Source organism: Fusicatenibacter sp. (genome assembly GCF_977045365.1).
Map to the genome: position 1 here is coordinate 1 of NZ_CDRRUH010000046.1, position 26,166 is coordinate 26,166.

Annotated in this window: 24 protein-coding genes and 1 tRNA gene; 1 reads left to right on the forward strand and 24 read right to left on the reverse strand. The window is 50.7% G+C overall.

Annotated elements, in window-relative coordinates; genetic code table 11:
• The 12 genes from ACY2VW_RS10360 to ACY2VW_RS10415 form a co-directional block, all read right to left on the reverse strand.
• Positions 1–202, reverse strand: a 202-nt coding sequence (locus tag ACY2VW_RS10360) for an Asp23/Gls24 family envelope stress response protein (protein WP_461878016.1), incomplete at its 3' end; no start/stop codon positions are given.
• Positions 203–272: 70 nt separating this feature from the next.
• Entirely contained in the window at positions 273–1,145 is an 873-nt protein-coding gene (gene sdaAA / locus ACY2VW_RS10365) for an L-serine ammonia-lyase, iron-sulfur-dependent, subunit alpha (RefSeq protein ID WP_461878017.1), read from the reverse strand.
• A complete protein-coding gene (gene sdaAB / locus ACY2VW_RS10370; RefSeq protein WP_461878018.1) occupies positions 1,135–1,818 on the reverse strand; it encodes an L-serine ammonia-lyase, iron-sulfur-dependent subunit beta in 684 nt (227 codons plus the stop codon). Before sdaAB ends, sdaAA begins: the two co-directional genes overlap by 11 nt.
• 38 nt (positions 1,819–1,856) lie before the next feature.
• On the reverse strand, positions 1,857–3,449 hold the full coding sequence (locus ACY2VW_RS10375; protein ID WP_195531222.1) for a peptide chain release factor 3: 1,593 nt from the start codon (positions 3,447–3,449) through the stop codon (positions 1,857–1,859).
• Positions 3,450–3,565: 116 nt separating this feature from the next.
• Positions 3,566–4,084 carry a DUF4364 family protein gene (locus ACY2VW_RS10380; protein WP_022462531.1) on the reverse strand — a complete coding sequence of 173 codons (519 nt, stop codon included), beginning with the start codon at positions 4,082–4,084 and terminating at the stop codon, positions 3,566–3,568.
• Entirely contained in the window at positions 4,081–5,028 is a 948-nt protein-coding gene (gene mnmL, locus ACY2VW_RS10385; protein WP_173829411.1) for a tRNA modification radical SAM protein MnmL/YtqA, read from the reverse strand. Before mnmL ends, ACY2VW_RS10380 begins: the two co-directional genes overlap by 4 nt.
• Positions 5,029–5,042: 14 nt before the next feature.
• Positions 5,043–6,365, reverse strand: a complete 1,323-nt coding sequence (locus tag ACY2VW_RS10390; RefSeq protein WP_195531220.1) for a replication-associated recombination protein A — start codon at positions 6,363–6,365, stop codon at positions 5,043–5,045.
• A gap of 113 nt (positions 6,366–6,478) precedes the next feature.
• Positions 6,479–7,153, reverse strand: a complete 675-nt coding sequence (locus tag ACY2VW_RS10395; protein ID WP_461878019.1) for a polysaccharide deacetylase family protein — start codon at positions 7,151–7,153, stop codon at positions 6,479–6,481.
• Positions 7,154–7,269: 116 nt separating this feature from the next.
• Positions 7,270–9,633: a DUF2298 domain-containing protein gene (locus tag ACY2VW_RS10400; protein ID WP_461878020.1), complete on the reverse strand. Its 2,364-nt coding sequence runs from the start codon at positions 9,631–9,633 to the stop codon at positions 7,270–7,272.
• A 2-nt stretch (positions 9,634–9,635) separates the two neighbouring features.
• Entirely contained in the window at positions 9,636–11,267 is a 1,632-nt protein-coding gene (locus tag ACY2VW_RS10405) for an ABC-F family ATP-binding cassette domain-containing protein (protein WP_022462526.1), read from the reverse strand.
• Between the two features lie 121 nt (positions 11,268–11,388).
• Positions 11,389–13,458 (reverse strand): LTA synthase family protein, encoded by a 2,070-nt coding sequence (locus tag ACY2VW_RS10410; RefSeq protein WP_461878021.1) that lies wholly within the window; start codon positions 13,456–13,458, stop codon positions 11,389–11,391.
• 31 nt (positions 13,459–13,489) lie between these two features.
• Positions 13,490–14,263: a DUF6062 family protein gene (locus ACY2VW_RS10415; protein WP_117509116.1), complete on the reverse strand. Its 774-nt coding sequence runs from the start codon at positions 14,261–14,263 to the stop codon at positions 13,490–13,492.
• Positions 14,264–14,500: 237 nt separating this feature from the next.
• Here ACY2VW_RS10415 and ACY2VW_RS10420 point away from each other — a divergent pair, with 237 nt between their 5' ends.
• Positions 14,501–14,734, forward strand: a complete 234-nt coding sequence (locus tag ACY2VW_RS10420; protein WP_022462523.1) for a helix-turn-helix domain-containing protein — start codon at positions 14,501–14,503, stop codon at positions 14,732–14,734.
• An 88-nt stretch (positions 14,735–14,822) separates the two neighbouring features.
• Here ACY2VW_RS10420 and metA read toward each other — a convergent pair whose 3' ends face one another.
• From metA to nrdR, 12 genes are all read right to left on the reverse strand, one after another.
• Positions 14,823–15,755, reverse strand: coding sequence for a homoserine O-acetyltransferase MetA (gene metA / locus ACY2VW_RS10425; protein WP_055228462.1), 933 nt, complete (start codon positions 15,753–15,755; stop codon positions 14,823–14,825).
• A 151-nt stretch (positions 15,756–15,906) separates the two neighbouring features.
• Complete coding sequence (gene ligA / locus ACY2VW_RS10430; RefSeq protein ID WP_461878022.1) at positions 15,907–17,862, reverse strand: NAD-dependent DNA ligase LigA; 1,956 nt, start codon at positions 17,860–17,862, stop codon at positions 15,907–15,909.
• Positions 17,859–18,560, reverse strand: coding sequence for a pseudouridine synthase (locus ACY2VW_RS10435; RefSeq protein WP_461878023.1), 702 nt, complete (start codon positions 18,558–18,560; stop codon positions 17,859–17,861). Before ACY2VW_RS10435 ends, ligA begins: the two co-directional genes overlap by 4 nt.
• A gap of 75 nt (positions 18,561–18,635) precedes the next feature.
• Positions 18,636–19,499: a hypothetical protein gene (locus tag ACY2VW_RS10440; protein WP_461878024.1), complete on the reverse strand. Its 864-nt coding sequence runs from the start codon at positions 19,497–19,499 to the stop codon at positions 18,636–18,638.
• A 144-nt stretch (positions 19,500–19,643) separates the two neighbouring features.
• A tRNA-Arg gene (locus ACY2VW_RS10445) sits at positions 19,644–19,716 on the reverse strand.
• Positions 19,717–19,847: 131 nt separating this feature from the next.
• A complete protein-coding gene (locus ACY2VW_RS10450; protein ID WP_461878025.1) occupies positions 19,848–20,759 on the reverse strand; it encodes a DUF5688 family protein in 912 nt (303 codons plus the stop codon).
• Between the two features lie 268 nt (positions 20,760–21,027).
• Positions 21,028–21,585: an elongation factor P gene (gene efp, locus ACY2VW_RS10455; RefSeq protein WP_022462517.1), complete on the reverse strand. Its 558-nt coding sequence runs from the start codon at positions 21,583–21,585 to the stop codon at positions 21,028–21,030.
• An 84-nt stretch (positions 21,586–21,669) separates the two neighbouring features.
• Positions 21,670–22,194: a YqeG family HAD IIIA-type phosphatase gene (locus tag ACY2VW_RS10460; protein WP_461878028.1), complete on the reverse strand. Its 525-nt coding sequence runs from the start codon at positions 22,192–22,194 to the stop codon at positions 21,670–21,672.
• A gap of 74 nt (positions 22,195–22,268) precedes the next feature.
• The gene (locus ACY2VW_RS10465) at positions 22,269–23,156 is read right to left on the reverse strand and encodes a patatin-like phospholipase family protein (protein WP_461873991.1); all 888 of its coding nucleotides are present in this window, start codon (positions 23,154–23,156) and stop codon (positions 22,269–22,271) included.
• A 103-nt stretch (positions 23,157–23,259) separates the two neighbouring features.
• Positions 23,260–24,618: a citrate/2-methylcitrate synthase gene (locus ACY2VW_RS10470; RefSeq protein ID WP_461878026.1), complete on the reverse strand. Its 1,359-nt coding sequence runs from the start codon at positions 24,616–24,618 to the stop codon at positions 23,260–23,262.
• A gap of 129 nt (positions 24,619–24,747) precedes the next feature.
• Positions 24,748–25,383 carry a DUF3786 domain-containing protein gene (locus tag ACY2VW_RS10475; protein ID WP_461878027.1) on the reverse strand — a complete coding sequence of 212 codons (636 nt, stop codon included), beginning with the start codon at positions 25,381–25,383 and terminating at the stop codon, positions 24,748–24,750.
• Positions 25,384–25,396: 13 nt separating this feature from the next.
• Positions 25,397–25,849 carry a transcriptional regulator NrdR gene (nrdR, locus tag ACY2VW_RS10480; protein ID WP_022462512.1) on the reverse strand — a complete coding sequence of 151 codons (453 nt, stop codon included), beginning with the start codon at positions 25,847–25,849 and terminating at the stop codon, positions 25,397–25,399.
• Positions 25,850–26,166 lie beyond the last annotated feature (317 nt).

Sequence of the window (26,166 nt, forward strand, 5' to 3'; positions counted from 1 at the left end):
CACCCTTGGAAAGATTTTTCATGCCAAGCTTGCTGACTAATTCGTTGGTAATATTTCCGGCCATGGAGGCTACCCCGTCCACTTCCGTTGCCGCAAGTCCTGCGATAATAGCTACTACCTCGTCTGCAATCTGCACGGTTCCGATTCCTTCGTCATCATATATCGTATAAGTGTTTCTTTTCTGAATTTTTGCCTCTGCCATCTTAAAAGACCTCCTCCTTGGCTGACTTTCTTTCATTATACCAAAAATAATCCGAAAATAAAAGGATTTTTTATTCTTCTTCCTGTGCCGCGCACCACTCGCGTGCCGCCGGCGTGTTGGCAAGGCCGCCCTGGCCGGTTTCGCGAAGGGTCGGATGTATCTGATCGCCGACTTCGCGCATTGCATCAATCACCTGATCCGGCGGGATGCGGCTTGAAATTCCGGCAAGTGCCATATCTGCCGCGGAAAGTGCATTCACGGAGCCAATGACATTCCGCTTGACGCACGGAACCTCGACAAGACCGCCGACCGGGTCGCACACGAGGCCGAGCAGATTTTTTAACGCCATCGCCGCCGCATGTGTAATCTGGGACGGAGATCCGCCTCGAAGTGCGGTCAGTGCCCCGGCCGCCATTGCACTTGCGGTTCCGATTTCGGCCTGACAGCCGCCGGAAGCGCCCGCAATGTAGGCCCGTGCCGCGACGACCTGGCCGATACCGGCTGCCGTGTAGAGCGCGCGCACGATTTCCTCATCCGGTGTTCCGTTCCGTTTCTGGTAATTGACCAGCACCGCCGGAAGAACACCGCAGGCTCCCGCGGTCGGAGCCGCAACGATCCGCTTCATGCAGGCATTCGACTCCCCCATTGCAAGGGCGGATGCCATCACATCGCCGACAAAGGAACCGCAGAGTGCTTCTCCGCTCTCCACATACGCTTTCATCGCCGCACCGGCGCCGCCGACCAGGCCGCTTCTTGATTTTAAGTTTCCGTCGTAGCCTGCATCCGCGCGTTTCATGGCTTCCCACATGCCGTACATGGCGGCAAGGGAATCCTCCCGTTTTACATTTCTCTCATTCATATCGTCCAGAAGGATGATCTCATCAAACGGCAGAGCTTTTTCTTCGCACTCCCGGACAATTTCTTCCAGTGAATTATAAGACATTGTCCTCTTCTCCTTCCGTCACGTTAATGTAGGTTACCTTTACGATGCCCTCGAGATGTTCCAGCCACTGCAGGGACTCTTTCGAGAGCGGCTGATCCATCTCCACAACCATGACAGCCGATCCGCCTCTTTTGTCGCGGTAGAGAGACATGTTGGCGATGTTGACCGATTTGTGTGCCAGCATCGACGTAACCTCCGCTACATGGCCCGGCTGGTCGAGATTGTGGACAATGAGCGTCGGGATCTCGCAGGTACAGTTGACATCCAGCCCGTCGAGACGGTTGATCATGATGCGGCCGCCGCCAAGGGAGCACGCCTGCACTTCAAGTGTCCTGCCGCTCTTTCCCTTCACCTCCAGAACAACGCTGTTCGGATGGGCACTCGTCAGATTGGCAATGCCGAACGAATAGGAAAGGCCCGCCGCATCGGCAATCTCAAAGCTGTGCGGGATCCGCTCGTCGTCTGCACGCATGCCGAGAAGACCCGCGACGAGACCGCGGTCCGTTCCATGGCCCTTTCCCGTTGCGGCAAAGGAACCGTACATCAGGATTTTTGCTTCCACCGGCTGTTCTCCGAGAAGCTTCTGCGTCATCCATCCAATCCGCACTGCACCCGCTGTATGCGAACTCGACGGACCGACCATCACAGGGCCCAGAATATCGAATAAGTTCATTCCTTCTCCTTTTTAAGCGGCATCCCGCTCTTTTGTTCTTAGTTTTTGCTGAATTCGGTCAGAACAAGGTCTTTGTTTCGATCCTGTACCATGCCGACACTCCATGGATTGACAAAGAGAAGGAGCGGATTTCCCTTGAGGTCCATGACCTTCTTCATATCGGATGTACCCTGAATACGGTCCAGGTTGATCTCCTCTTTGTTTGCGATCCAGCGGATGTGCTCATACGGCAGGTTCTCCAGACGGATATCCACGTTGTACTCGTTCTCCAGACGGTATTTTAAAACGTCAAACTGCAGGACGCCGACAACGCCGACGATGATCTCCTCCATGCCGCCTTTGTACTCCTGGAAAATCTGGATCGCACCTTCCTGTGCAATCTGGGAAATTCCCTTGACGAACTGTTTTCTCTTCATCGTATCGAGCTGGCGCACTCTTGCAAAATGCTCCGGCGCGAAGGTCGGGATTCCCTCGTATGCGAATTTTTTGCCCGGCATACAGATCGTATCTCCGATGGAGAAGATGCCCGGGTCAAATACACCGATGATATCGCCGGCGTATGCTTCATCAACAATATGACGGTCACTCGCCATCATCTGCTGCGGCTGGGAAAGACGCATTTTCTTTTCTCCCTGCACATGGAAGACTTCCATTCCGGCGTCGAATTTGCCGGAGCAGATGCGCATGAATGCGATACGGTCACGGTGTGCTTTGTTCATGTTTGCCTGGATTTTAAAGACAAACGCAGAGAAATCCTCTTTGACCGGATCGATCACGCCGCAGTCTGCCGTACGCGGAAGCGGCGGCATCGTCATCGTGAGGAAGTGCTGCAGGAAAGTCTCCACACCAAAGTTGGTGAGCGCAGATCCGAAGAATACCGGGGAGAGCTCTCCCTTGCTGACAAGCTCCTGGTCAAACTCTGCACTTGCGCCGTCGAGCAGCTCGATCTCATCCATGAGCTGTTCTTTCTGGTCCTCATCGACCACATCGAGAAGATGCGGATCGTCGATATCGATTTCTTCCTCGATACCTTCCTTCGTTCCCTTCATTGTATCGGAGAAGGTAAGGACTTTCTTTTTGTCACGGTCGTAAACACCGCGGAATTTCTTTCCGGAACCGATCGGCCAGTTGATCGGGCAGGTTGCAATGCCGAGCTCTTTTTCGATCTCGTCGAGCAGCTCGAAGGTATCGTTCGCATCGCGGTCCATCTTGTTGATGAAGGTAAAGATCGGGATGTGGCGCATGACACAGACTTTAAACAGCTTTCTGGTCTGTGCCTCGACACCCTTCGATGCGTCGATGACCATGACGGCGGAATCGGCTGCCATCAGGGTACGGTACGTATCCTCCGAGAAGTCCTGGTGTCCCGGGGTATCCAGAATGTTGATGCAGTAGCCGTCGTAATTGAACTGCAGAACGGAAGAGGTAACGGAAATACCACGCTCTTTCTCGATCTCCATCCAGTCGGATACGGCATGGCGCGCAGTCGCTTTTCCTTTTACGGAACCGGCGAGGTTGATGGCTCCTCCGTACAGCAGGAATTTCTCGGTCAGTGTGGTTTTACCGGCATCCGGGTGGGAAATGATGGCGAAGGTACGCCGTCTTTCAATTTCTTTTGTATAATCAGGCACGGTTTTATCTCCTTTGGAATCTAAAATCTTATTTACTATGTTTTCCATGTTTTTCATGTTTATGCTTTTTAGACATACTAATTTATTCTATTATATGCCACCATTCCTGTCAATCGTTATCTTGACAGTTCATTCATAATCGAAGCATAAATCTTCTGACTCCGGTTTTCCCAGTTGCTGCAGATCTTTTTGGCCGCCTCCTCGGACGGAACCGTCACGACAATCTCAAAAATAGTCGTCTTCCGCTCTCTTGCCTGACAGCGGACCTCGTAGTCATCCCCCGCGGTCTTGTAGTAATCTGCCACAACGGACGCTTTTTTCCGCAGTTCATAGGAGTGTTCCTTCATATAGCGGTCGATTTCCTCCCGAATTTCCGGAGAGATCTCGTTTTCGAAGAAGGAAAGCGTCTTGCTGCCCTCCTCAGTCATGTGGTAGTACGAGGTGTTGCGCACCTTCTCGATCTCGATCAGCTTTGTATCCTGCAGCTCGCTTAACGCCTCCTGGAGATGAAAGTAGTTCGTGTACTCTTTTTCCAGGATAAAATCCGAAATCTGTGTATTTGACAGCGGAAAATTCACATTCTGCAGCATGTAGAGAATAATCAGTTTGTATAACGTAAAGGATGATTCAATCACGGTGTGTTTCCTCCTTTTTCTTCGTCCAGAAGCTGTCCCTGATACGCATGTTCTTCTTTCATGCGGTGATGCAGCTCATTTAAGACGGTGCGTTTTGCCTGGCTCCATGTTGGTGCAATCAGAAGATCCCCGGGGCCGTCTCCCGTCACACGGTGGATCACAAGATCGGGACGGAGGCGCCGCAGGCAGTCGATGACAAGGGTAAGATACGCATCCTGCTCCAGCACCTCAAATTTTCCGGCCGCGTAGTCCGCCGCAAGATCCGTGTTTTTCAGCACATGAAGCAGCTGAAGCTTGATGCCGGAAATGGAAAGTCCATTCAGGTAATCCATTGTTGCAAAGACTTCTTCCTGTCCCTCCCCCGGCAGACCGAGGATCGTGTGGACAATCACGGGAATCCCCCGCCTGTGCAGCTCGTTTACTGCCTGTTCAAAACAGGAAAGCGGATAGCCCCTCCGGATATACTGTGCCGTTTTTTCATGCATCGTCTGCAGTCCCAGCTCCACCCAGACCGGTTTGATCCGGTTCAGCTCTTCTAACAGAGAAAGAACCTCTTCCCCTAAGCAGTCCGGTCTCGTTCCGATCGAAAGGACCACGACCTCCTCGTCCGAAATTGCCTCCCGGAAAATTTTTTCCAGATATTCCACCGGCGCATACGTGTTCGTATACGCCTGGAAATAGGCGATGAACTTATGCACCGGCCGCTTTTGCTGCAGGAGGGATTTCTGCTCCCGAATCTGTTCCGGGATGGATTTGTTTCTGTCCCCGGCAAAATCACCGGAGCCGCCCGCACTGCAGAAAATGCAGCCCCGGTCACCGCAGGTGCCGTCCCGGTTCGGACACGTCATCCCGCCGTCGAGCGAGAGCTTGTACACTTTTTCCCCGAACGTCTTTTTCAGATAGGCGTCCAGCGAATAATACGGCTTTCCAAGCCAGTCTGTCATGGTTTCTTCCCCTTTTATTCGATGTCTTTTCCAATTTTTTTGAAGTTTTCCCGGATCTTCTGCTCATAGCCGTTCGTTCCAAGATGAAGGAAACGGCTTCCTAAGATCTCGTCCGGCAGATACTGCTGCTCGACGTAGTGATTCGGGTAATCATGTGCATACTGATAGCCTTCACCGTGGCCGAGTTTGGCAGAACCTTTGTAATGGGCGTCCTGCAGATGCGGCGGAACCGACGTCCGCACACTTCCGACCGTCTTCATCGCCGCAAAGACTGCCTCGCACGAAGAATTGCTCTTCGGTGCACAGGCAACGTACGTGGCTGCCTCCGCCAGAATAATCTGCGCCTCCGGCATGCCGACGCGTTCCACGGCAAGGGACGCGGAAACTGCTACATTTAAGGCATTCGGATCGGCAAGGCCGACATCCTCCGCCGCGCAGATCATGATGCGGCGGGCGATAAACTTGATATCCTCCCCGGCATACAGCATTTTGGCCAGATAAAAGACCGCCGCATCCGGGTCAGAACCGCGCATGCTCTTGATAAATGCAGAGATCGTATCGTAATGCTGATCGCCCGTCTTGTCGTACCGCACGACGCGCTTCTGGATGCACTCCGATGCCGTTTCGAGATCGATATGGATTTTTCCGTCCGCCTGACGTTCCGTCGAGAGGACGCCCAGCTCGATTGCATTTAAGGCCGCTCTCGCGTCACCGCCTGCGATATCGGCGAGGAACTCTTTTGCATCCGCATCGAGCACAACGTTGTACGTCCCGAGCCCCTTTACCGGGTCCGTCACCGCACGCTCCAGCAGTTTTTCGATGTCCTCTTTTTCGAGCGGTTTTAATTCAAAGATAATGGAACGCGAAATCAGCGCCCCGTTGACCTCGAAATACGGGTTTTCCGTCGTCGCACCGATCAGAACGAGTGTGCCGTCCTCCACAAACGGAAGCAGATAATCCTGCTGCCCCTTGTTGAAGCGGTGGATCTCGTCGACAAAGAGAATCGTCTTTTTGCCGTACATGCCGATCCGCTGCTGCGCTTCTTTTACGACTTCTTCCATATCCTTTTTGCCGGCTGTCGTGGCATTCAGCTGGGTAAACTCTGCGCTTGTCGTGTTGGCGATGACGCGGGCAAGCGTCGTTTTTCCCGTTCCCGGAGGGCCGTAGAAAATGACAGAGCCGAGTTTATCCGCCTTGATCGCACGGTACAACAGCTTTCCAGGGCCGATGATGTGCTCCTGTCCAACCACCTCGTCCAGCGTTGCCGGGCGCATGCGCGATGCGAGGGGGGACTCTTTTTCCATTGTGGTTTCTTTCATATAATCAAACAAATCCATGTATTTTTCACCCCATTTTTCTTCCTGCCTTTTATCTTATCACATTTTGGCGGGTATCCTCAACCCCTTAATCTCGGTTTCTCCGCAACTATGTTCGATGGAATCCGCGGAAGCTATTCTTCAATCAGCTCACGCACCGTCACAAATGTGTATCCCTCTTCTTTTAATTCTTTTACGATCCGCCGCAGCGCTTCCACCGTCGCGCGGTAGCCGTCATGCATGAGAATAATGCTGCCATCCTTCACATTCGGAAGCACCGCGCTGCAGACCGCCTCGGTGTTCTGGCTCTCCCAGTCGCGGGAATCCACATCCCAGAGTACCGGGATCATCATCACTGCAAGGTCCAGCCCCTCTCTCCATTCCCCGAACGGCGGACGGATATAGGCAGGATATTCCCCTGTGATCTCGTAGATTGCATTGCTTGTTTTCACGACCTCCTCCCTCGCTTCCTCTTCTGATACTTTCGTAAGCTGAACATGATGAAACGTATGATTTCCGATCAGATGGCCTTCCGCATGCATCCGGCGGACGATTTCTTCGTTTCCGGCAAGACACTGCCCCTGCAGAAAAAACGTTGCCGGAATTTCATTTTCTTTTAAAATTTCAAGCACCTCCGGCGTATAGCACGCATTCGGCCCGTCATCAAATGTCAGCGCCGCACGGCGGGGCACACTTTTTTCTGCTTCCGCCGCTGTCTCTTTCGCGCCTTCTCTTTCACACCGTGCCAGCTCTGCAAACAGAATAGCCGCCATTATCACAGCCAGAAGCGGCAGAGGAACGTGCCGCACTTTTCGGAATCTCCGCATGGTCTGCCCTTCGCACTTTCTTCTGCATTCCCTGTATTATATGAAAAACAGGAGAAAAGATGCCGCACCCGGCGGTTCTTTTCTCCTGTTTTTGTTCTTTATGTATCCTGCACCTGAAGAATATACGTACCGGACGCAGTATCCTGGTAAACGATATCTCCGATGGACTGCAGCAGCGATTCGTTCAGCGCATCGCCGTATTTCTCCTTTTCTTTGCTTCCCACAAAAATGTAGGTCACATGATACTGCTCCAGCAGGCGCAGCACCTCATTCGTATCGGTCGAGGTGTACATCTGTTTCACGTCCCCGGCGCGGACATTTAAGTCTGCGGGATTCCCTCTCCAGAGCCATTCATGGACATACCATCCAAGCACGGTCGGAAGACCGGTCATTGCGGAAACGCGCTCGTAATCGCTGTAGCTGTCGCCGTTCGCCTCAAGCACAACCGACTGTCCTTCTATTGTTTCATCCAGCCAGCGGATGGCACCTGCGTCCTCGGAAAAGACATTTTCCAGATACGCTGTCGCATCGAGTCCGCGGTACTCGGACAGATCGAAAACATTTCCAAACCAGGAGTACACGCTCGTTCCAAAATAGCCGAAGGTCCATAAAAGCAGTACCAGCCCGATTCCGCCGAACACCTGCAGAATCCGCTCTTTTTTCCAGAGCAGGAACCGCGTGATGATGTAGCTCATGCAGATACCGAACAGGATAAATGCCTGATACGTCAGCTTGAACATCGTGTTGGAGCGCGCATACGATTCTTCGTAGATATCGCGCACATAGACGAGCTCCGGAATGATGATAAGGCCGATGGCACAGAGGCCTAAAATACCGATCACCATATCGCTCACCGCAATCTCTCTCCAGAAATCACAGAAGGCAGAAACTTTTTTTGGCTTTTCTGTCGTTTCTTTTTCGCCCGGCTCCGGTTTTTTCTCTCCCAGAATCAGGGCAACGGCCTGCTCTTCCACCTCTTCCTGCGTCTTTCCATCGGCAAGCACAATCTGTCCCTGCCGCTCCATGCCCGGAAGATGACGGTTTTTCCGCCATGCGAGCAGGACGGCTGCGATAAACAGCACAACGAGCACCGTCGGAAGGCCCCAGAGAATCGCCAGCTGATACAGCATCGAATGGTGCTTGGCAATGCCGACACCGGAAACCATCGTCTCAAACTTCATTGTAAACGGAAGGGCGACAATCGTTCCAATTGCAAAAACTTCTGCAGCCTGCAGGAGAACCGTTCCGATCGTCTCTTTCGCCCGCGCATGATACCGGTACAGCGCACCGTACAACGCAAAGCCTGTAATCACGACGAAATAGATAACAAAATCCCAGTAGTTGGACCAGTGGAACACACCGGTCAGAAAGCTCGCCGCGATGATCTGCGGCTGGAGCAGAACGTCTTTTAACGACCATTTCCACTCTTTTTCCGGATCACGGCAGGTATTCTTCACGTAGGAATACAAAAGGCACAGCACCAGCAGGACGAACATGACATTCACCACATGGGCATGCAGGTCGCCGAGCACAAAGGAATACGACGGAAACTCATGGATCGTGCGGTCATTTTCCACGAGCGGGTCATACCCGATATAGCGGGTCGAACTCGGGAACCAGTAGGCCGATTCGTTCAGCCCCAGCCACTGGCGGATACAGCCGTAAATCACATAGTGCATATTTCCGGCAAGGGAAACGGCGCCTCCCGAAAGAAGACCGCCAAGCACCGGTGCAATCTGGCTTTTATTGCCGCCCTCTTTCCGGATGCGGTGGCACGCACGCGACTCTGCCAGATGGTAGGTGATCGAAAACGGCAGAACAAACGCGAACGATGCCACCATCGTACGCATCAGATGGTACGTCTGCTTTACATCCGTGAAGGTAATCTTCGTCAGAAATACGGCATAGAACTGGCCGCCGTAATAGTAGTTAATACCGCTTCCGCTGTACCAGAGATCCTCTGCCGGAACGGCGGTGCTGCGCATCATGGCCTTCATAAAACCATAATCCATGAATTTTTCGGTTCCGTGTGCTTCCGGGTGGAAGCCCGCAAGGTAGGTCCAGAGAAGGAAAAAGGCGAAAAACAACACTTCTTCCATCATCAGGAAGTCGATTTCCGGCGCATGGACGCGTACCTTAAAACAGCCGAAAATCCAGGAAGCCAAGATCAGTACACCGACCGTGATCAGGCAGACCGGTGCGGTAAACGGAACCAGTCCGAAGCTTCCAAGAGCAAATACAGCAAAACCGGAAACAACGATGCCAAGCACTTTGGAAAACATCCATCCCCGGTCATGAAACCGCGGAAACAGCGCTGCGGCAGCCGGATAAAATCCGATACCGAGCACCAGGGTCATAAGCCACCACTTCAGGAACGAAACGTTGTCCGTTCCAAGAAGCGGCGTTGTGGCCAGCACAAGCAACACCAGCAGAATGCCGGAAACTGTCGTCTTTTTGCTCATCTTTAATTATCTTCCTCTGTCATTGTGTAGACATGACGTTTTCTTGCCATCTCATCGCTTGCAAGATACTCGTCGTAGGTGGTCATCTTATCGATCAGCGCGCCGTTCGGAAGGATCTCCATGATACGGTTTGCTGTGGTCTGTACAAACTGATGGTCGTGGCAGGTAAACAGCAGCACGCCCGGGAATTTGATCAGACCGTTGTTCAGTGCAGTGATGGACTCCATATCCAGGTGGTTGGTCGGCTCGTCGAGAACGAGAACGTTTGCACCGGAAATCATCATCTTGGAGAGCAGGCAGCGCACTTTCTCTCCTCCGGAAAGGACTCTGACACGTTTCACGCCGTCCTCACCGGCAAAAAGCATTCTTCCGAGGAATCCGCGGACATACGTTACGTCCTTGATCTCGGAATACTGGGTCAGCCAGTCTGCGATGGTCAGGTCGCAGTCGAATTCTGCGGTGTTGTCCTTCGGGAAGTAAGCCTGTGTGGTGGTTACGCCCCATTTGTAGTAACCGGAATCCGGCTCTTCTTCTCCGGTCAGAATCTTGAACAGCATAGTGATCGCCTGCTCGTTGCTTCCGACGAAAGCAACTTTATCTTCTCTTCCGAGGGTGAAGCTTAAGTTATCCAGGATTTTCACGCCGTCTACGGTTTTGGTCAGTCCCTCTACCTGCAGAACGTCGTTTCCGATCTCACGGTTTGGACGGAAATCGATGTAAGGATATTTCCGGCTGGACGGTTTGATATCGTCGAGCTGGATTTTCTCCAGGGCTTTCTTACGGGAAGTAGCCTGTTTACTCTTCGATGCGTTGGCGCTGAACCGGGAGATAAAGTCCTGTAACTCTTTGATCTTCTCCTCTTTCTTCTTGTTCGCCTCTTTCATCTGTTTTACCAGCAGCTGGCTGGACTCAAACCAGAAGTCGTAGTTTCCGGCATAGAGCTGGATTTTTCCGTAATCGATATCTGCGATCTGGGTGCAGACTTTATTCAGGAAGTAACGGTCGTGGGATACGACGATAACGGTATTCTCGAAGTTGATCAGGAACTCCTCAAGCCACTCGATCGCATCGAGGTCCAGGTGGTTGGTCGGCTCGTCGAGAAGAAGGATGTCCGGGTTTCCGAACAGGGCTCTTGCAAGAAGAACTTTGACCTTCTGGCTGCCGGTCAGGTCTGCCATCTGTGCGTAGTGCAGTTCCGGCTCAATGCCAAGGCCGTTTAAGAGCTGCTCTGCATCGGTCTCGGCCTCCCAGCCGTTCATCTCTGCAAACTCGCCCTCGAGCTCGCTCGCTTTGATACCGTCCTCATCGGTGAAGTCTTCTTTTGCGTACAGCGCCTCTTTCTCTTTCATGATCTCATAGAGACGGGCATTTCCCATGATAACGGTGTCAAGTACCGGATAGCTGTCGTATTTGAAGTGGTCCTGCTCGAGGAAGGAAAGACGCTGGCCCGGTGTGATGGTTACGTCTCCGTTTGTCGGTTCAAGCTGGCCGGACAGGATTTTCAGGAAGGTTGATTTTCCCGCTCCGTTGGCACCGATCATGCCGTAGCAGTTTCCCTCGGTGAATTTGATATTGACATCTTCAAACAACGCTTTTTTTCCGACACGAAGTGTCACATTATTTGCTGCAATCATACTTTTTAAAACCTCATTTTCTTATTCTTAATTGTAAACGTGAAGTTACCGCCGGGGTTTCCCGGTCATACGGAGTATAGTCTACCATAGGTTTCCGTTTTCTGGCAAGTAGGGAAAGCCCTTATTCTTCGTCTTTTTCACCGGAAATTGTAAAAAAGCTGTCATCCCGGTCTTTTTTGTCGATCAGTTCATTGTACTGCAGGCATTCATACTGCCGTTCGTACTCGAGATCCTCCTCCGGCGCATCGCTGTCGTTCCAGCGGTACCACGTTCCGTCACTTGCTAAAAAGCCGAGGTGGTTGAGCGCTGGCATCTTCCCGCGCAGGTCGAGCAGATACTCGTTGTACGGTGTCAGTTCCAGGCCGGTAAGGCTTAATGCATAGCTTGAGAGATAGTTTGTGCTGATCCAGACATTGCTCTCGGATTTCATGCTGTAGTTGGTCCAGATGAAGAACGGCGTTCCATAGAACTTCTCCTGATCCTCGACCGAAAGATTCTGATAGGCGTCTCCGGCAATCCATGTTTCAAACGCATCCGGCAGCTTCGGGGAATGATCGCCGAACATAATGATCATCGTCGGCTCGTCCACCTGCTGGAAATACCGGATCAGATAGGAAATTGCCTCATCGGAAAGCTTTAACAGGGAGAAATACTGATCGGCCTCATCACTGTCGTAGCCGTTGCAGTTGATATCTGCCTGGAAATAACGGTTCGTGTAGCCGCTGTGGTTCTGCATCGTCACATCAAAGAGGAAGAACGGGCTGCCCGGCTCCTTGTTCTCGTAGGTTTCCACGATCTTCTCATAGTTCGCCTGATCGCTGATCATACCGCGGTACCGCTTGGCCGTGTCGGAGAACTGATCAATCGAGATAAAATCATCAAAATCAAGGAAACGGTACGCGGTGCTCCGCTTCCAGTTCGTCGCCTTGTTTGGATGCATCGCGATCGCCTGATAGCCCTGGTCTTTTAATGTCGTGACGAGGGAATACTGGCTGTGTGTAAAGTAGCTGACGTACGGCACCATACCCGGGAACCGCTTGCAGGAGTTTCCGGTCAGGAACTCATACTCCGTTTTTGCTGTTCCGCCGCCCTTGGTACACGTCAGCGTGTGCCCTTTGATGATATTTTCGGTCAGCGAGTCGAGGAACGGCATGTAGCTCCCGCTCGTCTGCGGATCGCCGACGGAACGGTAGTCAAACCACGACTCGTTCATGATCGCAATGATATTGACCGGTGTCACGCCGTCGGCATTATCTTTTCGAAGATCTTCTGTTTTTGTCTCTTTCTCGCTCGTATCGGCAATCACTGTCACTTCGTCTTTCGAATAGCCGTCCGGCGGTGTCAGGCGCATGTATTTGGCGACCGCGGTAAAACCGACCGTCGTTCCGTACTGACGGTACGTCTTCGCCGGATTCCAGAGATCGCTGATGACACCGAACTCGGCGTTCCAGTTCAGATTCATGTACGCCAGGTATGTTCCGAGCGTCAGCGCAGCAGCAGCCACGCGGAGCAGAATTTTATTCCTCGTTTTCCGTGCAAAACGGTATTCCCGGCTCTGCAGCCAGAGGCGCACAACGAGCATCATCGTGATAAACAAAGTCACGATTTCACCTGTGATCTCGAATTTGTAGCCGCCGACTACGTCCGCCGCCGTCGCAATGCTGTACAGGTCGATGAGCTGGAACGCTTCTCCGCGGAACAGATAAACATAGTAGAATACCAGACTCATGCAGAAATAAAAGATGTTCATGAAAATCATCGCGCGGCGGATGGAGTTCAGAAAGAGGGAAATGAGAATGGAAAGTACGAAAATGACACCGATATTCAACAGCGCATAATACCATTTCATCTCCCGGAACTGGCTGTTTGTGACAAATTCCAGCGTGGCAAACAGATATGCCGCGTTTGCCAGCATCAGAACCGGCTGTTTCCATCCCACATAGCGCGGTTTTGGTTTCTGGTCCGGCTTTGCAGCAAACCGGCAGAAACTGACGACTGTCGTCAGTATGATACACGCCAGCAGGCACGGGAACAGAAAGTGAATACTCCACTCCCGGTCTGCCGCCGTCGTATCCAGCAGCGGGCGCGCCAGAAACAGCAGCACCGCCAGCACGCCGAAATACAAAACAAGAAACGCGCACCGGGCGCGCTCCTTTTGATTCTCTTTTAATCTCTGATAAAACTTCTGCATCGAAACTTTATGCTCCTTTTATAAACAAGAATTATAATCCTTCCGTAAACGGCTCATCCGCCGGATAGCCGCCGCCTAATTTTTGCATACAGCGCTGGATGGAATCTTTTGAATTTCCCCAGTCCTTATCCTTGTTGCGGTAATCGAATTTGTCAGTAAACCATGTTACCTCTTCCTGCAGCCGCTGGTAATTTTCTTTCATGATTTTGAACAGAGTCGGGTAAAATTCCGCTTTCTGTTTATCATTCAGCTTTTTCTCCGCCGTTTCTACCAGATCCGCAAAATGCGGCAGACAGAAGCCTTTTCCCTCGCGGAACAGTCTTGCAAACTCCTCGTCTTTTTTGTAGAGATCAAAGAACGTATCAAGATAGCGGTTATAGTTTGCCTTGAAGTGATCGCAGACGTAGCACGAATGCGTCTTCTCATCAATCCACTGGCCGATCGCAGTCTCACGGCCCTGTTTGTCGAGGGATGTCTTCTGCATCCGCTTGAACACCGAGGATTTTCCCGGTGCAAACAGATCCATCTGTGCGGCAAGCTCCTGGTTCAGTTTTTTCAGATGGGTAGATAAAATCAGACCGCTTCCGAGACGGTTTCCGTAATCGTACATCATTTTATAGTGGTGGCGGCAGAATCCCATCGCGTCTGTTTCCGCACGCACATCATCCTCCATATAGGATGCGCCGGAACCGAGCGCAAACGAAATCGCATGCTGCTCTGCTTCCCGCTCCAGATAGCAGAACGGGCACTCATCTTCCGCCTTGAATGCATCCATCAGCGGAATGGTATGGATCGACTCTTTCATATGCAAAAACCTCCGATTTTATTTGTTGGTGCTTTCTACAGCATACACAAAAACCTCTCATTTGTCAAAAGAACTCTTTTTCCTGTTTTCCTATTATTCTGATGGATAATTTCTATATTTTGCACAATTTACATGTGCATTATAAAAATTTAAAGTTGTTTCTTTTTGGTATTTAATCGTTTAAGATAAATATTATATAAGTCTTTGTATCACTCTGTTCAGAAAGGAGCCGCAGCAATGGGAGAACGTCATACGGAGGAGATGCGCCTCCTCGGTCTTACCATCGCTTTTTATCGCAGAGCACGCGGATTAACGCAAAGTGAGCTTGCCGAAGCTGTCCAGATCAGCCGTACACATATGAGCAACATCGAAGCGCCAAACAGTCATACCTCTCTGTCTCTAAACAAGCTGATGGATATTGCGGAAGCACTCGAAATTCCGCTGAAAACATTATTTGATTTCAAACGGTAAGCCGGAAAGCTTTCCGTTTTTTATAGCAGATTTTTACAGCAAACCCCCGCAGCCGGTGTGCGCCCGGTGCGGGGGTTCTTTTTCTCTCTTATTTTCCCGAAAAATCCGGAGTTCCGTCAAGATTATACGGGGTCACCTGGTATACATAGTAGTTCAGCCAGTTCGTGTACAGATTGTTCGCATGCGACCGCCATAAAAGCACTGGTTTTGTATTTGGATCGTCGTTTTTATAATAGTTCTTCGGAATCTCAATCGGGAGCCCTTTGTCTTTATCGCGGTGGTACTCGCCGTCGAGCGTCATACGGTCGTACTCCGGATGACCCATCACGAAAATCTTTCTTCCCTCTTCCGCCATGCCAAGATAGAATCCGGCTTCGTCGGACTCTGCGAGAATCGTGACATCTTTGCAGGCACGGATATCGTCGATCGGTACTTCTGTGTGGCGGGAATGCGGTGCCAGAAACTCGTCATCGAAGCCTCGCACAAGCGGGATCTTGCGGTTGTTGACTTTGTGCCAGAACAGCCCGAATTTCTTCTCCGGAAGCATCCGTTTCTTCAGTCCGTAGAAATGATACAGACTCGCCTGGGCTCCCCAGCAGAGGAACATCGTGGAGGTAACGTGTGTGTTCGTCCAGTCCATGATCTTTGTCAGTTCATCCCAGTAGTCAACTTCTTCAAATTCCATCTGCTCGACCGGTGCACCGGTGATGATCATACCGTCGTAATAATTTTTCCGCACATCCTCAAATTTCACATAGAACGTGTTCAGATGGCTGGTCGATGTATTTTTTGCCTCGTGGCTTGCCACCATCAGAAAGGTGACATCGACCTGCAGGGAGGTATTGGAAAGGGAGCGCAGAAGCTGCAGCTCGGTATCCTCTTTCAGCGGCATCAGATTCAGGATCATAATCTTCAGCGGACGGATGTCCTGATGAACCGCTCTTGTCTCGTCCATGACAAATATATTTTCACTTTCGAGTATTTCTTTTACAGGTAAATCTGCCTGAACTTTAACCGGCATATTCTTTTTCCTCGTTTCTATTCTTCTTGATCTGCCGCGCTTTTCTCTGCGTAGAAAGGCGGTTTGCTTTTTCCGGCAGGAATTTCTGCCGTCTGTTTCCGATTATAGCAGATTCCCGCGCGGGATGCAAACCGCCTTTGCAGATATTTCGTTATTCTTCTGTCATCTTCAGAAATTCCTCTTCTGAGATCACCGGCACGCCGAGTTCGCGCGCTTTGCGGTTTTTGGAGGAACTGGATGTCGTGTCGTTGTTGATCAGATAGCTCGTCTTTCCCGTTACACTTCCGGTGGCTTTTCCGCCGAGCTCCTCGATTCTTGCCTTTAATGCATTCCGGTTCGGGAAATGTTCCACACTTCCGGTGATGACGAAGGTAAGACCGGCTAATTTCTGCTCTTCCTGGCTTGCCTGCGGCTTCTCAATCGTCAGATACGACAGAAGGCGCTCAAGGCGTTCCTTGTTTTCCTCATCCGCAAAGTAATCCACGATGCTTTTTGCAATCACTTCTCCGACACCGTCGATCTGTGCGAACTCCTCCGCCGATGCATTCCGGATCCGGTCGAGATCGAAATCGAAGGCTTTGCAGATCATTCTCGCGTTTGCAAGACCGATATTTAAGATGCCAAGCCCGAAAATCAGGCGGGGCAGCGTTGTGTTTTTCGCGCGCTCGATGCTGTCGATCAGATTCTGGTATGATTTTTCACCGAAACCGTCCATCTCCACAATCTCGTCGCGGTAGCGGTCGAGACGGAAAATATCGGCAAACTCACGGATGAAGCCGTGGCCCACGAATTTTTCGAGCGTTGCCTCCGACATGCCGTCGATGTTCATCGCGTCGCGGCTTACAAACAGGGTGAATGCCTTCATGAATTTTGCCGGGCACTCCGGATTCGTACAGTAGAGGGTCTCGACATTGTTCATCATCTGAATCCGGGTGGCACCGCCGCAGGCAGGACACGTTTCCGGAATATCGCGCACGCCGCTTCTCGTCAGATTCTCTGCGATCTGTGGAATGATCATGTTTGCTTTGTAGACAAGGATTTTATCACCCACACCGAGATCCAGCGAACGCATGATACTGATGTTGTGGACGCTTGCGCGGGAAACCGAAGTTCCTTCCAGCTCGACTGGCTCAAAAACCGCAACCGGATTGATGAGACCGGTTCTCGACGGGCTCCACTCCATTTCAAGCAGAGTGGTCTCCTTCTGTTCATCCGCCCATTTGAAGGCGAAAGCGTTCCGCGGGAATTTCGCGGTTGTACCGAGTGATTCTCCGTAGGCGATATCGTCATACAACGCGACAAGGCCATCGGACGGGAAATCGTTTGTCTCTATTTTCGTGGAGAAATATTGCATCGCCTCGTCGAGGTTATCTTTGGTGACAACCTTGTATTCCACCGCCTCGAAGCCCTGCTCTTTCAGCCACTCCATCTGACGGATTCTGGAATTTTCGAAATCCTGTTCCGGAGCGCTCACAAGCGCAAATGCCATAAAATGAACGTGGCGTTTTGCCGTAATCTCATTATTCAGCTGGCGCACAGAACCGCTGCAGAGGTTCCTCGGATTCTTGTATTTCGCATCGACATCCTCGATCTCCTCATTGATCTTCTCAAAATCGGAATAGCGGATGATCGCCTCGCCGCGCAGAACCAGCTCTCCCTGGTACGGGATTTTCAAGGGAATATTTTCAAACACTTTTGCATTGTTCGTGACAACCTCTCCGATCACACCGTTTCCACGGGTGACGGCCTTTGCGATGGTACCGCCGCGGTACGTCAGAACGACGGTCAGACCGTCCATCTTCCAGGACAGCAGCGTTTTGTGATCCCCGATGAAGCTGCGGAGCACTTCCACATCTTTCGTTTTATCAAGGGAAAGCATCGGCGACTCGTGCGCTTCTTTCGGCAGTTCGTCCATCGCCTCGTAGCCGACTTTTGTGGTCGGGCTTCCGGCGAGTGTTACGCCTGTTTTTTCCTCTAATGCCTGCAGTTCGTCATACAGCGTGTCGTACTCCAGGTTGCTCATGATCTCCCGGTCTTCCTGGTAATAGGCTTTTGCCGCTTCGTTCAGCTTTTTGACCAGTTCCTTCATCCGTTCTGTCTCGTTCATAGCTTTTCCTCCCCGATCTGCTTTTTCAGTTCTGCTAATTCTTTTTCCGTTAAAGGGCGGTACTCCCCTGTTTTCAGGTCTTTCAAGTGAATATTCATGATCCGCACACGTTTCAGCTTTGTGACACGATATCCTAATGCTTCGCACATCCGCCGGATCTGACGGTTCAGCCCTTGCGTCAGAATAATCGTAAAGCTGCACTCTCCCGTTTTCTGGATCCGGCACGGGCGCGTCACGGTATCGAGAATCGGCACGCCGGATGCCATTTTTTTCAGAAATTCCGGTGTAATCTCTTTGTTTACCTCGACCTGGTATTCTTTTTCGTGGCGGTTTCTGGCACGCATGATACCATTTACAATCGCACCGTCGTTCGTCATCAGAAGGAGGCCTTCCGAATCTTTATCGAGTCTTCCCACCGGGTAAATCCGCACCGGGTAGGACAGATAATCGATGACGTTGTTTTTCTCCCGTTTTTCCGCAGTACAGATGATGCCGCGCGGTTTGTTGAAGGCGAGATAGACTTTTTTCCCCTCCGGGACAACGGTTTTGCCTTTCACAACAACAACGTCGCCAGGCTCTACCTGCATGCCGGTTTCCGCGCATTTTCCGTTTACAGTAATCTCTCCCGCTTCTGTCAGACGGTCCGCCTCCCGCCGCGAGCAGACGCCCGCATCACTTAAGTATTTGTTTAAGCGCATGATTTTATCCTTCCAAAAAAGCAGTTTCATAAAAACCAGAAACTGCTTTTTTCATTTTGTATTATTCTATTGTTCCTACTGAATGCTTTCTACATATGCTCTCAGGGAAGCATCTGCATCGAGTGCATTCTGATAATCGTTCTGAACCTGTTCGATCAGATTTTTGACTTCTTCTTTTTCGAGCGCTGCTTTCATAGCCTCCGTTACGGCCGCATCGCTGTCGGTATCATCCATGATTTTCAGGATGCCGTCTTCTGTCGTGTAGAGATAATACTCCGAAAGCATCGGCAGGGTCTGGTTGATTCCCAGATATTTGCATCTGCTGCTGACAAACGCGATGTACGTTCCGTCGCTTGGACCGCTGATCGTGTAGGCCTTTACATCTCCGTATGACTCCACGTCGCTTTCTGCCTCAATCTGCGCCTGCTCCTCCGCGGTCAGATTGTCTGTTACTGCAAAAAGACCGTTGATATCCCTTGCACCGAGCGCGGTGTAATACTGCTCCAGCACTGTGCTTACTTCCGGGACATTGTCCGCGGCAAAGGAGACAGCCGTATTATCGGTATTCTCTGTATTATTGGTATCGTCTGCCGCTTCCGGCGCACTTGTCGGCTCAGCCTCTGCATCCGGCGCACTGGCGGTATCGGTACTGGAAGCATTCGCAGAATCCGAAACGTCCGATGAAGTGCCTGTGCTGTCCTCAGAATCTGCTTTGCTGTCTGCTTTTACCTGTGTCTTTTTATCCGGCACATTGTTTCCGGTGCTGCTGCTTGTTACGGTTCCGCCGCTCGATTTTCCATCGTTTTTTGGTGATACCAGATGAACGATGAGAAGAACCGCTGCCACAATCAGGAGAATTGCTCCGATCAGAAGCATGTAGCGCAGATTATCGGAAATCCATTCCCGGATTTTATCTTTTGTTGTCATTGGTTTTGCCATATTTTTCCTCCTTCATCAAAACTGATCCGCCGGATCAGTTATTGATATGCTCAGTAAGCAAAAAAACCTCTACTTCACACCGAAGCAGGGGCTTTCCTTGTCCTGCGCCGGTCCTGCCCGCCGCAGCATGCCATGTAGCAAAAACGCGTCTGGAGGGATTCGAACCCCCGACACACGGTACCGGAAACCGTTGCTCTATCCCCTGAGCTACAGACGCTGATGTGATCTGTTTTCTCAACCACACTATGACAGTTTACCACAGACTCCTGCAATTGTAAAGTATTTTTCCCACCCAGCCGCCCATTTTTTTCTTTCCTAGATTATTCGCAGACTATTCTGCCACGCAGCTTACGTTTCTTCCTCACACAGCGTCAGTTCCCCGCTTTCCCGGTGGTAATAATAAACGTGATCCGACAGAATCTCTTGCGGCTTGACCGTCTTTTCATTCACATCCCGTACCATGTCGGAAAGACACTCCTCTGGGAATACATCATAATCCGGGATCACCATGCACTCGTGGATACTGCTCGGAATCACATAAAGACTTGCCTCAAAGCGCTGCGAAAGGCTCTCCAGCACGCCGGGATAGCACATGCAGATTGCACCCAGCTTTCCTCTGCGGTTGCTGACCAGGTAAAACTGTTCCGCCAGCGGACCAAGCTCGAACAGGGGAAACGTTACTCCGTACTCCTCTTTCAAATACACCATAAGGCTGTCTGTGCGCACCGGCAGATCCCGCAGGGTGTTCTCCCAGGCACGGGCGTCCAGCTCCTCCGCCGAAATCCCCCACAGCTCCCGGTGCGTCTCGTGGATCAGAATTGTCGCATCCGGCACGCGGTTTCCCCGCATCTGGTAATAGTACACGACCGCGAGATCGAGAAATTTTCTGTGCGGAACGTCGGAGAGCAGCGTACGGTTTTTCTCCGCATGAATGAGCTCGCAGTAGATCTGCGGCGCAGCATTTTTCCAGTTGGTAAAAAAGGCAGCTTTCTCCGGTCTTCTCGCCTCCGCTTCCACTTTCCGGTACTGCTCCAGTACCTTTTCTGCAATCTGAGAAAGCGGCACGCCCTGCAGACAGCATTCATACAGAAGCTCCACGTAGATCGTCGGTGCAATCCAGTCCTTCTTTCTGCTGATGACAAACGCCTCTTTTTCGATACCGTTCAGCTTCTGCACCGATTCTACCTTCACCTCAAAATCATCGCCGGCTTTTCTTTTCAGCAGCGCGGCAAGCTGCTCTTTGAACATCTGATAGTCCATTTTTTCCCACCTTTCCTGATTGATTGCCTTTTGTATTTTTGCTTTACGGAACAAAAAAGCTCCGGAAAACACAACTTAAAAACCTCTGTACAGATCTGTATATGCCAGAGATTCGTTGGTTCGCGGAACTTCGAACGATGAGAAAAACGGGCCAGGGCTGCTTCCGACAGCCTTTATCAGCCATTTTTCAGACGAATATTCTATTTATTTAGAAAACCGTGTCCGCCACAAAGAAAGTTGTGACGGACAACGGCGGGAACAGTCTTACTTATACACGGGACAGATATTCACCTGTTCTGGTATCAATTTTGATTTTGTCTCCCTGGTTTACGAACAGCGGAACGCTTACGGTAGCACCAGTCTCAACGGTAGCCGGTTTGGAAGCACCCTGTGCGGTATCTCCCTTGAAGCCTGGCTCAGTCTCGGTGATCTCAAGCTCTACAAACAGAGGCGGTTCGATTGCGAATACATTTCCGTTGTAGGAACATACTTTAACCATTTCGTTTTCTTTTACGAATTTCAGAGCATCTCCGATGGTCTCTTCGTTCAGAGCGATCTGCTCATAGTTTTCTACGTTCATGAAGTAGAATAAATCACCATCGCTGTACAGATACTGCATGTCTACACGCTCGATACGAGCCTGCGGGAATTTCTCAGTCGGACGGAAGGTACGCTCTACCACACCACCGTTGATGACATTTTTTAATTTTGTTCTTACGAATGCAGCTCCTTTACCAGGTTTTACATGCTGAAATTCAAGAATCTGAACGACCTGACCATCGATCTCGAGGGTAACGCCGTTTCTAAAATCTCCTGCTGAAATCATTCTGATTTTTCCTCCTTAACATAGTACGATGCGCCAGATGCGCACCATAGGCTTATCTTATAATATAATATTTTTCCCGATTTTTCAACTGTTTTTTTTCGTAATCCTGCCGCGGGCCAGATCACGCTCATAAAAGAACAGTACCATGTGCTCCAGATACCGTTTCAGAACGATCTGAATTTCCTCTTTCGGATTGATCGGCTCGGTCAGAATATTGTAAAGTCCGGTCCGTTTTGCACCGTACACATCGGTGAAAAGCTGATCCCCGACAAAGACCGCCTGCTCCTCTTTGATCCCCATTCTCCGGCATGCCTCCTGGTAGTTTTTCACCGAAGGCTTGTGCGCATTTTCGATATAGATAGAACCGACCGTATCGGCAAACGGAGCCACACGCGGTTTCTGATTGTTGGAAAGCAGACAGGTGGAAAAACCAGTCTCCCGAAGAGACGCAAAGAACGCAGCCGCCTCCTTCGTCGCCGGCGCACCGTGCGGAACAAGCGTATTATCAATATCAAAAATCACGCCCCGGTATCCTTTCCGGTACAGATCCGCGTAATCGATCGTATAGGCACTTTTTTCTCTCCGGTCCGGGTAAAACATCCGCATCAGTATAGTTCCCTGGTTCTTCTGGTTTTTTCCACTCATCTTCTTTCTCCAATCCTCTTTTCGTTTATACAGTAACTTTATTCTTCTTTCAGAAACTCCTGCAGAGCCTCAAAATCTGCTTTCATCTGGTCATAGCCGTGCTGGTAAAATTCCCGCAGCTTCTCCTCGTCCTTTTCGAGACGCGATACCGCCGGTATCTCCGGGCGGATCACAAAGACGGAACCTTCTTCTTCCCATTTTTCGATGCATTCGAGCACCTGGTTATAATGTTTCGCGCGGTTTACGAGCGCACGCACGAGATTCGGGTATTTGCGGAATGCCGCCACATACAGCTCCCAGCCTCTCGTTCCCTCTTTTTTGCGGTAACCAAAATTCCGTGTCAGAATAATGACATTTTTTCGGTGCCCCGTCTTTAAGGAACGGATAATCGGGATCGAATCGGCAACACCGCCGTCGACGTACTCGTTTCCGTCGATCTCCACCATCGGGCAGGCAATCGGCATGCTCGATGATGCACGGCCGATTGCAAGCAGACGTTCTTTATTTTCGCGGTCATCCAGATATTCCGCGCGTCCCGTCTCACAGTTTGTCACAACCAGCTCACACGTCTGCGGCGATGCAAAATACGTATCAAAATCAAATGGGAAAACCTCATACGGATACCGTTCGAACACCATATCCATGTCGAGCAGTGCTTTTTTCTCAACGATTGTCTTGATATTCTTGTTGACATAGCGGTTTTTCTCATCCGTGACAATCATACAGTCCCTCGTTCTGCCGATCTGGCGCGATACATAGTCCAGCGCATTGCAGGCTCCGGCGGAAACGCCGATCACATGAGGGATATAATACTCCTGCTCCATCAGAAAGTCCAGCGCTCCTGCTGTAAAGACGCCGCGGTTGGCTCCTCCTTCCAGTATAACTGCTCCGGATTTTGTTATGCTGTAATTTTTTGTCTCGTTCATTCTCCTGCACTCTCCTATTTTCACAATGACACATTACTTCCTGCACAGAACAATGCCGGAGCAGATCGGAAAATCCCGACACGCTCCGGCCCTTCTGCCTGTTTTATCTGTTTTCCAGCGGAACATAGTCCACTTCATCTTTGACACTCTTGTACGCCGGGCGGATGATCTTGTCGGTGTTGATCAGCTCCTCCATCCGGTGTGCACTCCAGCCGACGATACGCGCGCAGGCGAACATCGGGGTGTAGAGCTCCAGCGGAAGATCCAGCATGCTGTAAACGAAGCCGCTGTAGAAGTCGACGTTTGCGGATACACCTTTGTAAATATGGCGCTCCTCGCCGATGATCTTCGGAGCCAGTTCCTCGACCATAGCGTACAGCCGGTAATCTTTCTCTCTGTGTTTTTCTTTTGCCAGCTGCTCAACGAAGGTCTTGAAGATGCGCGCACGCGGGTCGGAAATGGAGTAAACCGCATGGCCCATACCATAAATCAGGCCTTTCTGGTCGAACGCCTCTTTGTGCAGCAGCTTTCTTAAGTAATTCGATACTTCTTCCTCATCCGTCCAGTCTTTGACGTGTGACTTCATATCGTCGAACATCCGCACAACCTTGATGTTTGCACCGCCGTGCTTCGGTCCCTTTAAGGAGCCGAGCGCCGCTGCAATTGCGGAGTACGTATCGGTTCCGGAAGAAGAAACAACATGTGTTGTAAAGGTCGAGTTGTTACCGCCGCCGTGCTCCATGTGGAGGACGAGGGCAAGATCGAGGATCTTCGCCTCCAGCGGGGTGTATTTCTGATCCGGGCGGAGCATCAACAGAATGTTTTCTGCGGTGGAAAGCTTCTTCGACGGATTGTGGATATATAAACTTTTTCCTTTGATATAATGGTTGTACGCCTGATAGCCATAGACGGACAGCATCGGGAACACAGAAATCAGGTTAATGCACTGGCGAAGTACATTCGGAAGGGAGGTATCATCTGCGTGGTTGTCGTACGCGTACAGGGTCAGAACGCTTCGGGACAGGGTGTTCATCATGTCCTTGGTCGGCGCTTTCATAACAACGTCACGCACAAAGTTCTTCGGCAGGGACTGCTGCTGTTTTAAGATCGTCTTAAAATGATTGAGCTGCTCTTCATTCGGCAGATTTCCAAATAAGAGCAGGTACGCAACTTCTTCGAATCCCATACGGTTTTCACTCAAAAAGCCCTGGGTCAGTTTTTCCACGTTGATACCGCGGTAGTACAGACGTCCGTCACACGGTGTCTTGACGCCGTTGATGATGTCAGAAGACACAACGTTTGAAATCTGTGTCAGTCCTGCAAGGACGCCAACGCCGTTGACATCGCGCAGTCCGCGTTTTACATCGTATTTTCCATACAGAGAAACATCCATTTTGGAATTGTCCAGACAGATGTTTGTCAGATCCTCTATTTCCGGTGTTACTTTCATGCTAAAAGCCATATGCATTCCCCTTTCTTTCTCTCTCTTTTTTCGCTTTCGCTCATTATAGCATTAAACCAGGGGATTCGTATACTGAAATTTTTATAAACATTCGGAAATTTTTCGTAAGATTTTGTCTCCCATACGGTGTCAGGCTTCCGTTTTACATGCATCGAAGGCTTTATCCAATGCGTCCAGAAAGTCGCCCATCACGTAATACAATGTCTCAAACCGCAGGTAATCGAGCACATTTTCATCCCACATGAACTTCAGCACCGGCGGGAATTCCTCGTCGGATTCCCAGAACTGAAAGACGAGCGGCACAAACGGAAAAACGTCAAAAACAAAAGCAGCGTCTCCTGGGGAATACGGTTTTCCGCCAAGGGAAACGCATGCTTTTTTCAGCTGTTCCACGCGGCCGTCGTACCGTGCAGCGCGGCTGTCGTGGATGCCGGACGCAATCGTGCGGCCTTTGATGGTTCCTTTCAGGGAATTGGTGCGCGCATACGTGCCGGCGAGCGCAATCTCCTTCTTTCCGCAGCAGAGCAGGTCGAAAATCGTCAGCGTCTCGTTGAAACTGCCCTGATGGACATGAAAGAAATGATCGCAGGATCCTTCCACAACGCCGGTATGGCGGTTCACTCTCCACTCCTCAAAAAGGTACGGCACATAGAAATAATCGTCATCAAACGCAAAGCCATACTTTCCTTCGATCTCCTTCTGATCGTACGTCAGAAAGCGCTCCTGCATCTGATCACGCATTTTAATATAGTTCGACACTTCCATTTTTTGCCTCCCGCTATTTGTCGAGCATCTTTTTCAGCTCGTCCATGAACGTGTTGACGTCCTTGAACTCGCGGTAAATCGACGCAAAACGGACGTACGCCACCTGATCCAGGTCTTTTAAGTAATGCATGACCTTCTCTCCGATCACAGAGCTTGGAATCTCGCGTTCCTCGCCGTTGAAAAGCTCCGTCTCCACCTTGTTGACCATCTCGTTGATCTTCTCGGCGGACACCGGCCGTTTGTGGCAGGCGCGCAGGATGCCGGTCTCGATTTTCGAGCGGTCATACTGCTCGCGGTTCATATCTTTTTTGATGACGATCAAAGGGATCGTCTCCACTTTTTCGTATGTCGTAAAGCGTCTGCCGCAGACATCGCACATCCGGCGGCGGCGGATCGCATTGCTGTCTTCAATCGGGCGCGAATCCACAACCCGGGTATTATCCTGATTACAAAATGGACATCTCATATCTTTCGTCCTCGTTTCTAATAAGTATTTCGGAAAGTTTTCTACTTTTACAGTATACGCATTTTTCCGTGAAATTCAAGTCAACTGCAGCAACATTTTCGCATATGTTTTTCCATAGGAATCTGTAAAAAGGAGCACCGTATGCGCGTTGTAGATCTCCGCCAGAAGGAAGTCATCAATATCTGCACCTGCAAAACGCTCGGCTGTCCGATTGATGTGGAATTCAATCCAAAAACGGGGCATCTTACCGGACTCGTTCTTCCGGGGCCTGTGAAATTCTGCGGCTTTTTCTGCCACGGCGAGGATTTTGTGATCCC

Bases quoted from the DNA above. Each gene is read 5' to 3' on its own strand.
- sdaAA (WP_461878017.1), bottom strand. From the start codon at position 1,145: ATGTCTTATAATTCACTGGAAGAAATTGTCCGGGAGTGCGAAGAAAAA.
- ACY2VW_RS10470 (WP_461878026.1), bottom strand. From the start codon at position 24,618: ATGGCTTTTAGCATGAAAGTAACACCGGAAATAGAGGATCTGACAAAC.
- ACY2VW_RS10400 (WP_461878020.1), bottom strand. From the start codon at position 9,633: ATGAGCAAAAAGACGACAGTTTCCGGCATTCTGCTGGTGTTGCTTGTG.
- ACY2VW_RS10465 (WP_461873991.1), bottom strand. From the start codon at position 23,156: ATGAACGAGACAAAAAATTACAGCATAACAAAATCCGGAGCAGTTATA.
- ACY2VW_RS10410 (WP_461878021.1), bottom strand. From the start codon at position 13,458: ATGCAGAAGTTTTATCAGAGATTAAAAGAGAATCAAAAGGAGCGCGCC.
- mnmL (WP_173829411.1), bottom strand. From the start codon at position 5,028: ATGACAGACTGGCTTGGAAAGCCGTATTATTCGCTGGACGCCTATCTG.
- efp (WP_022462517.1), bottom strand. From the start codon at position 21,585: ATGATTTCAGCAGGAGATTTTAGAAACGGCGTTACCCTCGAGATCGAT.
- ACY2VW_RS10415 (WP_117509116.1), bottom strand. From the start codon at position 14,263: ATGAAAGAGTCGATCCATACCATTCCGCTGATGGATGCATTCAAGGCG.
- ACY2VW_RS10420 (WP_022462523.1), top strand. From the start codon at position 14,501: ATGGGAGAACGTCATACGGAGGAGATGCGCCTCCTCGGTCTTACCATC.
- ACY2VW_RS10405 (WP_022462526.1), bottom strand. From the start codon at position 11,267: ATGATTGCAGCAAATAATGTGACACTTCGTGTCGGAAAAAAAGCGTTG.
- metA (WP_055228462.1), bottom strand. From the start codon at position 15,755: ATGCCGGTTAAAGTTCAGGCAGATTTACCTGTAAAAGAAATACTCGAA.
- ACY2VW_RS10475 (WP_461878027.1), bottom strand. From the start codon at position 25,383: ATGGAAGTGTCGAACTATATTAAAATGCGTGATCAGATGCAGGAGCGC.
- ACY2VW_RS10435 (WP_461878023.1), bottom strand. From the start codon at position 18,560: ATGCGCTTAAACAAATACTTAAGTGATGCGGGCGTCTGCTCGCGGCGG.
- ACY2VW_RS10450 (WP_461878025.1), bottom strand. From the start codon at position 20,759: ATGGACTATCAGATGTTCAAAGAGCAGCTTGCCGCGCTGCTGAAAAGA.
- ligA (WP_461878022.1), bottom strand. From the start codon at position 17,862: ATGAACGAGACAGAACGGATGAAGGAACTGGTCAAAAAGCTGAACGAA.
- ACY2VW_RS10390 (WP_195531220.1), bottom strand. From the start codon at position 6,365: ATGGATTTGTTTGATTATATGAAAGAAACCACAATGGAAAAAGAGTCC.
- sdaAB (WP_461878018.1), bottom strand. From the start codon at position 1,818: ATGAACTTATTCGATATTCTGGGCCCTGTGATGGTCGGTCCGTCGAGT.
- nrdR (WP_022462512.1), bottom strand. From the start codon at position 25,849: ATGAGATGTCCATTTTGTAATCAGGATAATACCCGGGTTGTGGATTCG.
- ACY2VW_RS10440 (WP_461878024.1), bottom strand. From the start codon at position 19,499: ATGGCAAAACCAATGACAACAAAAGATAAAATCCGGGAATGGATTTCC.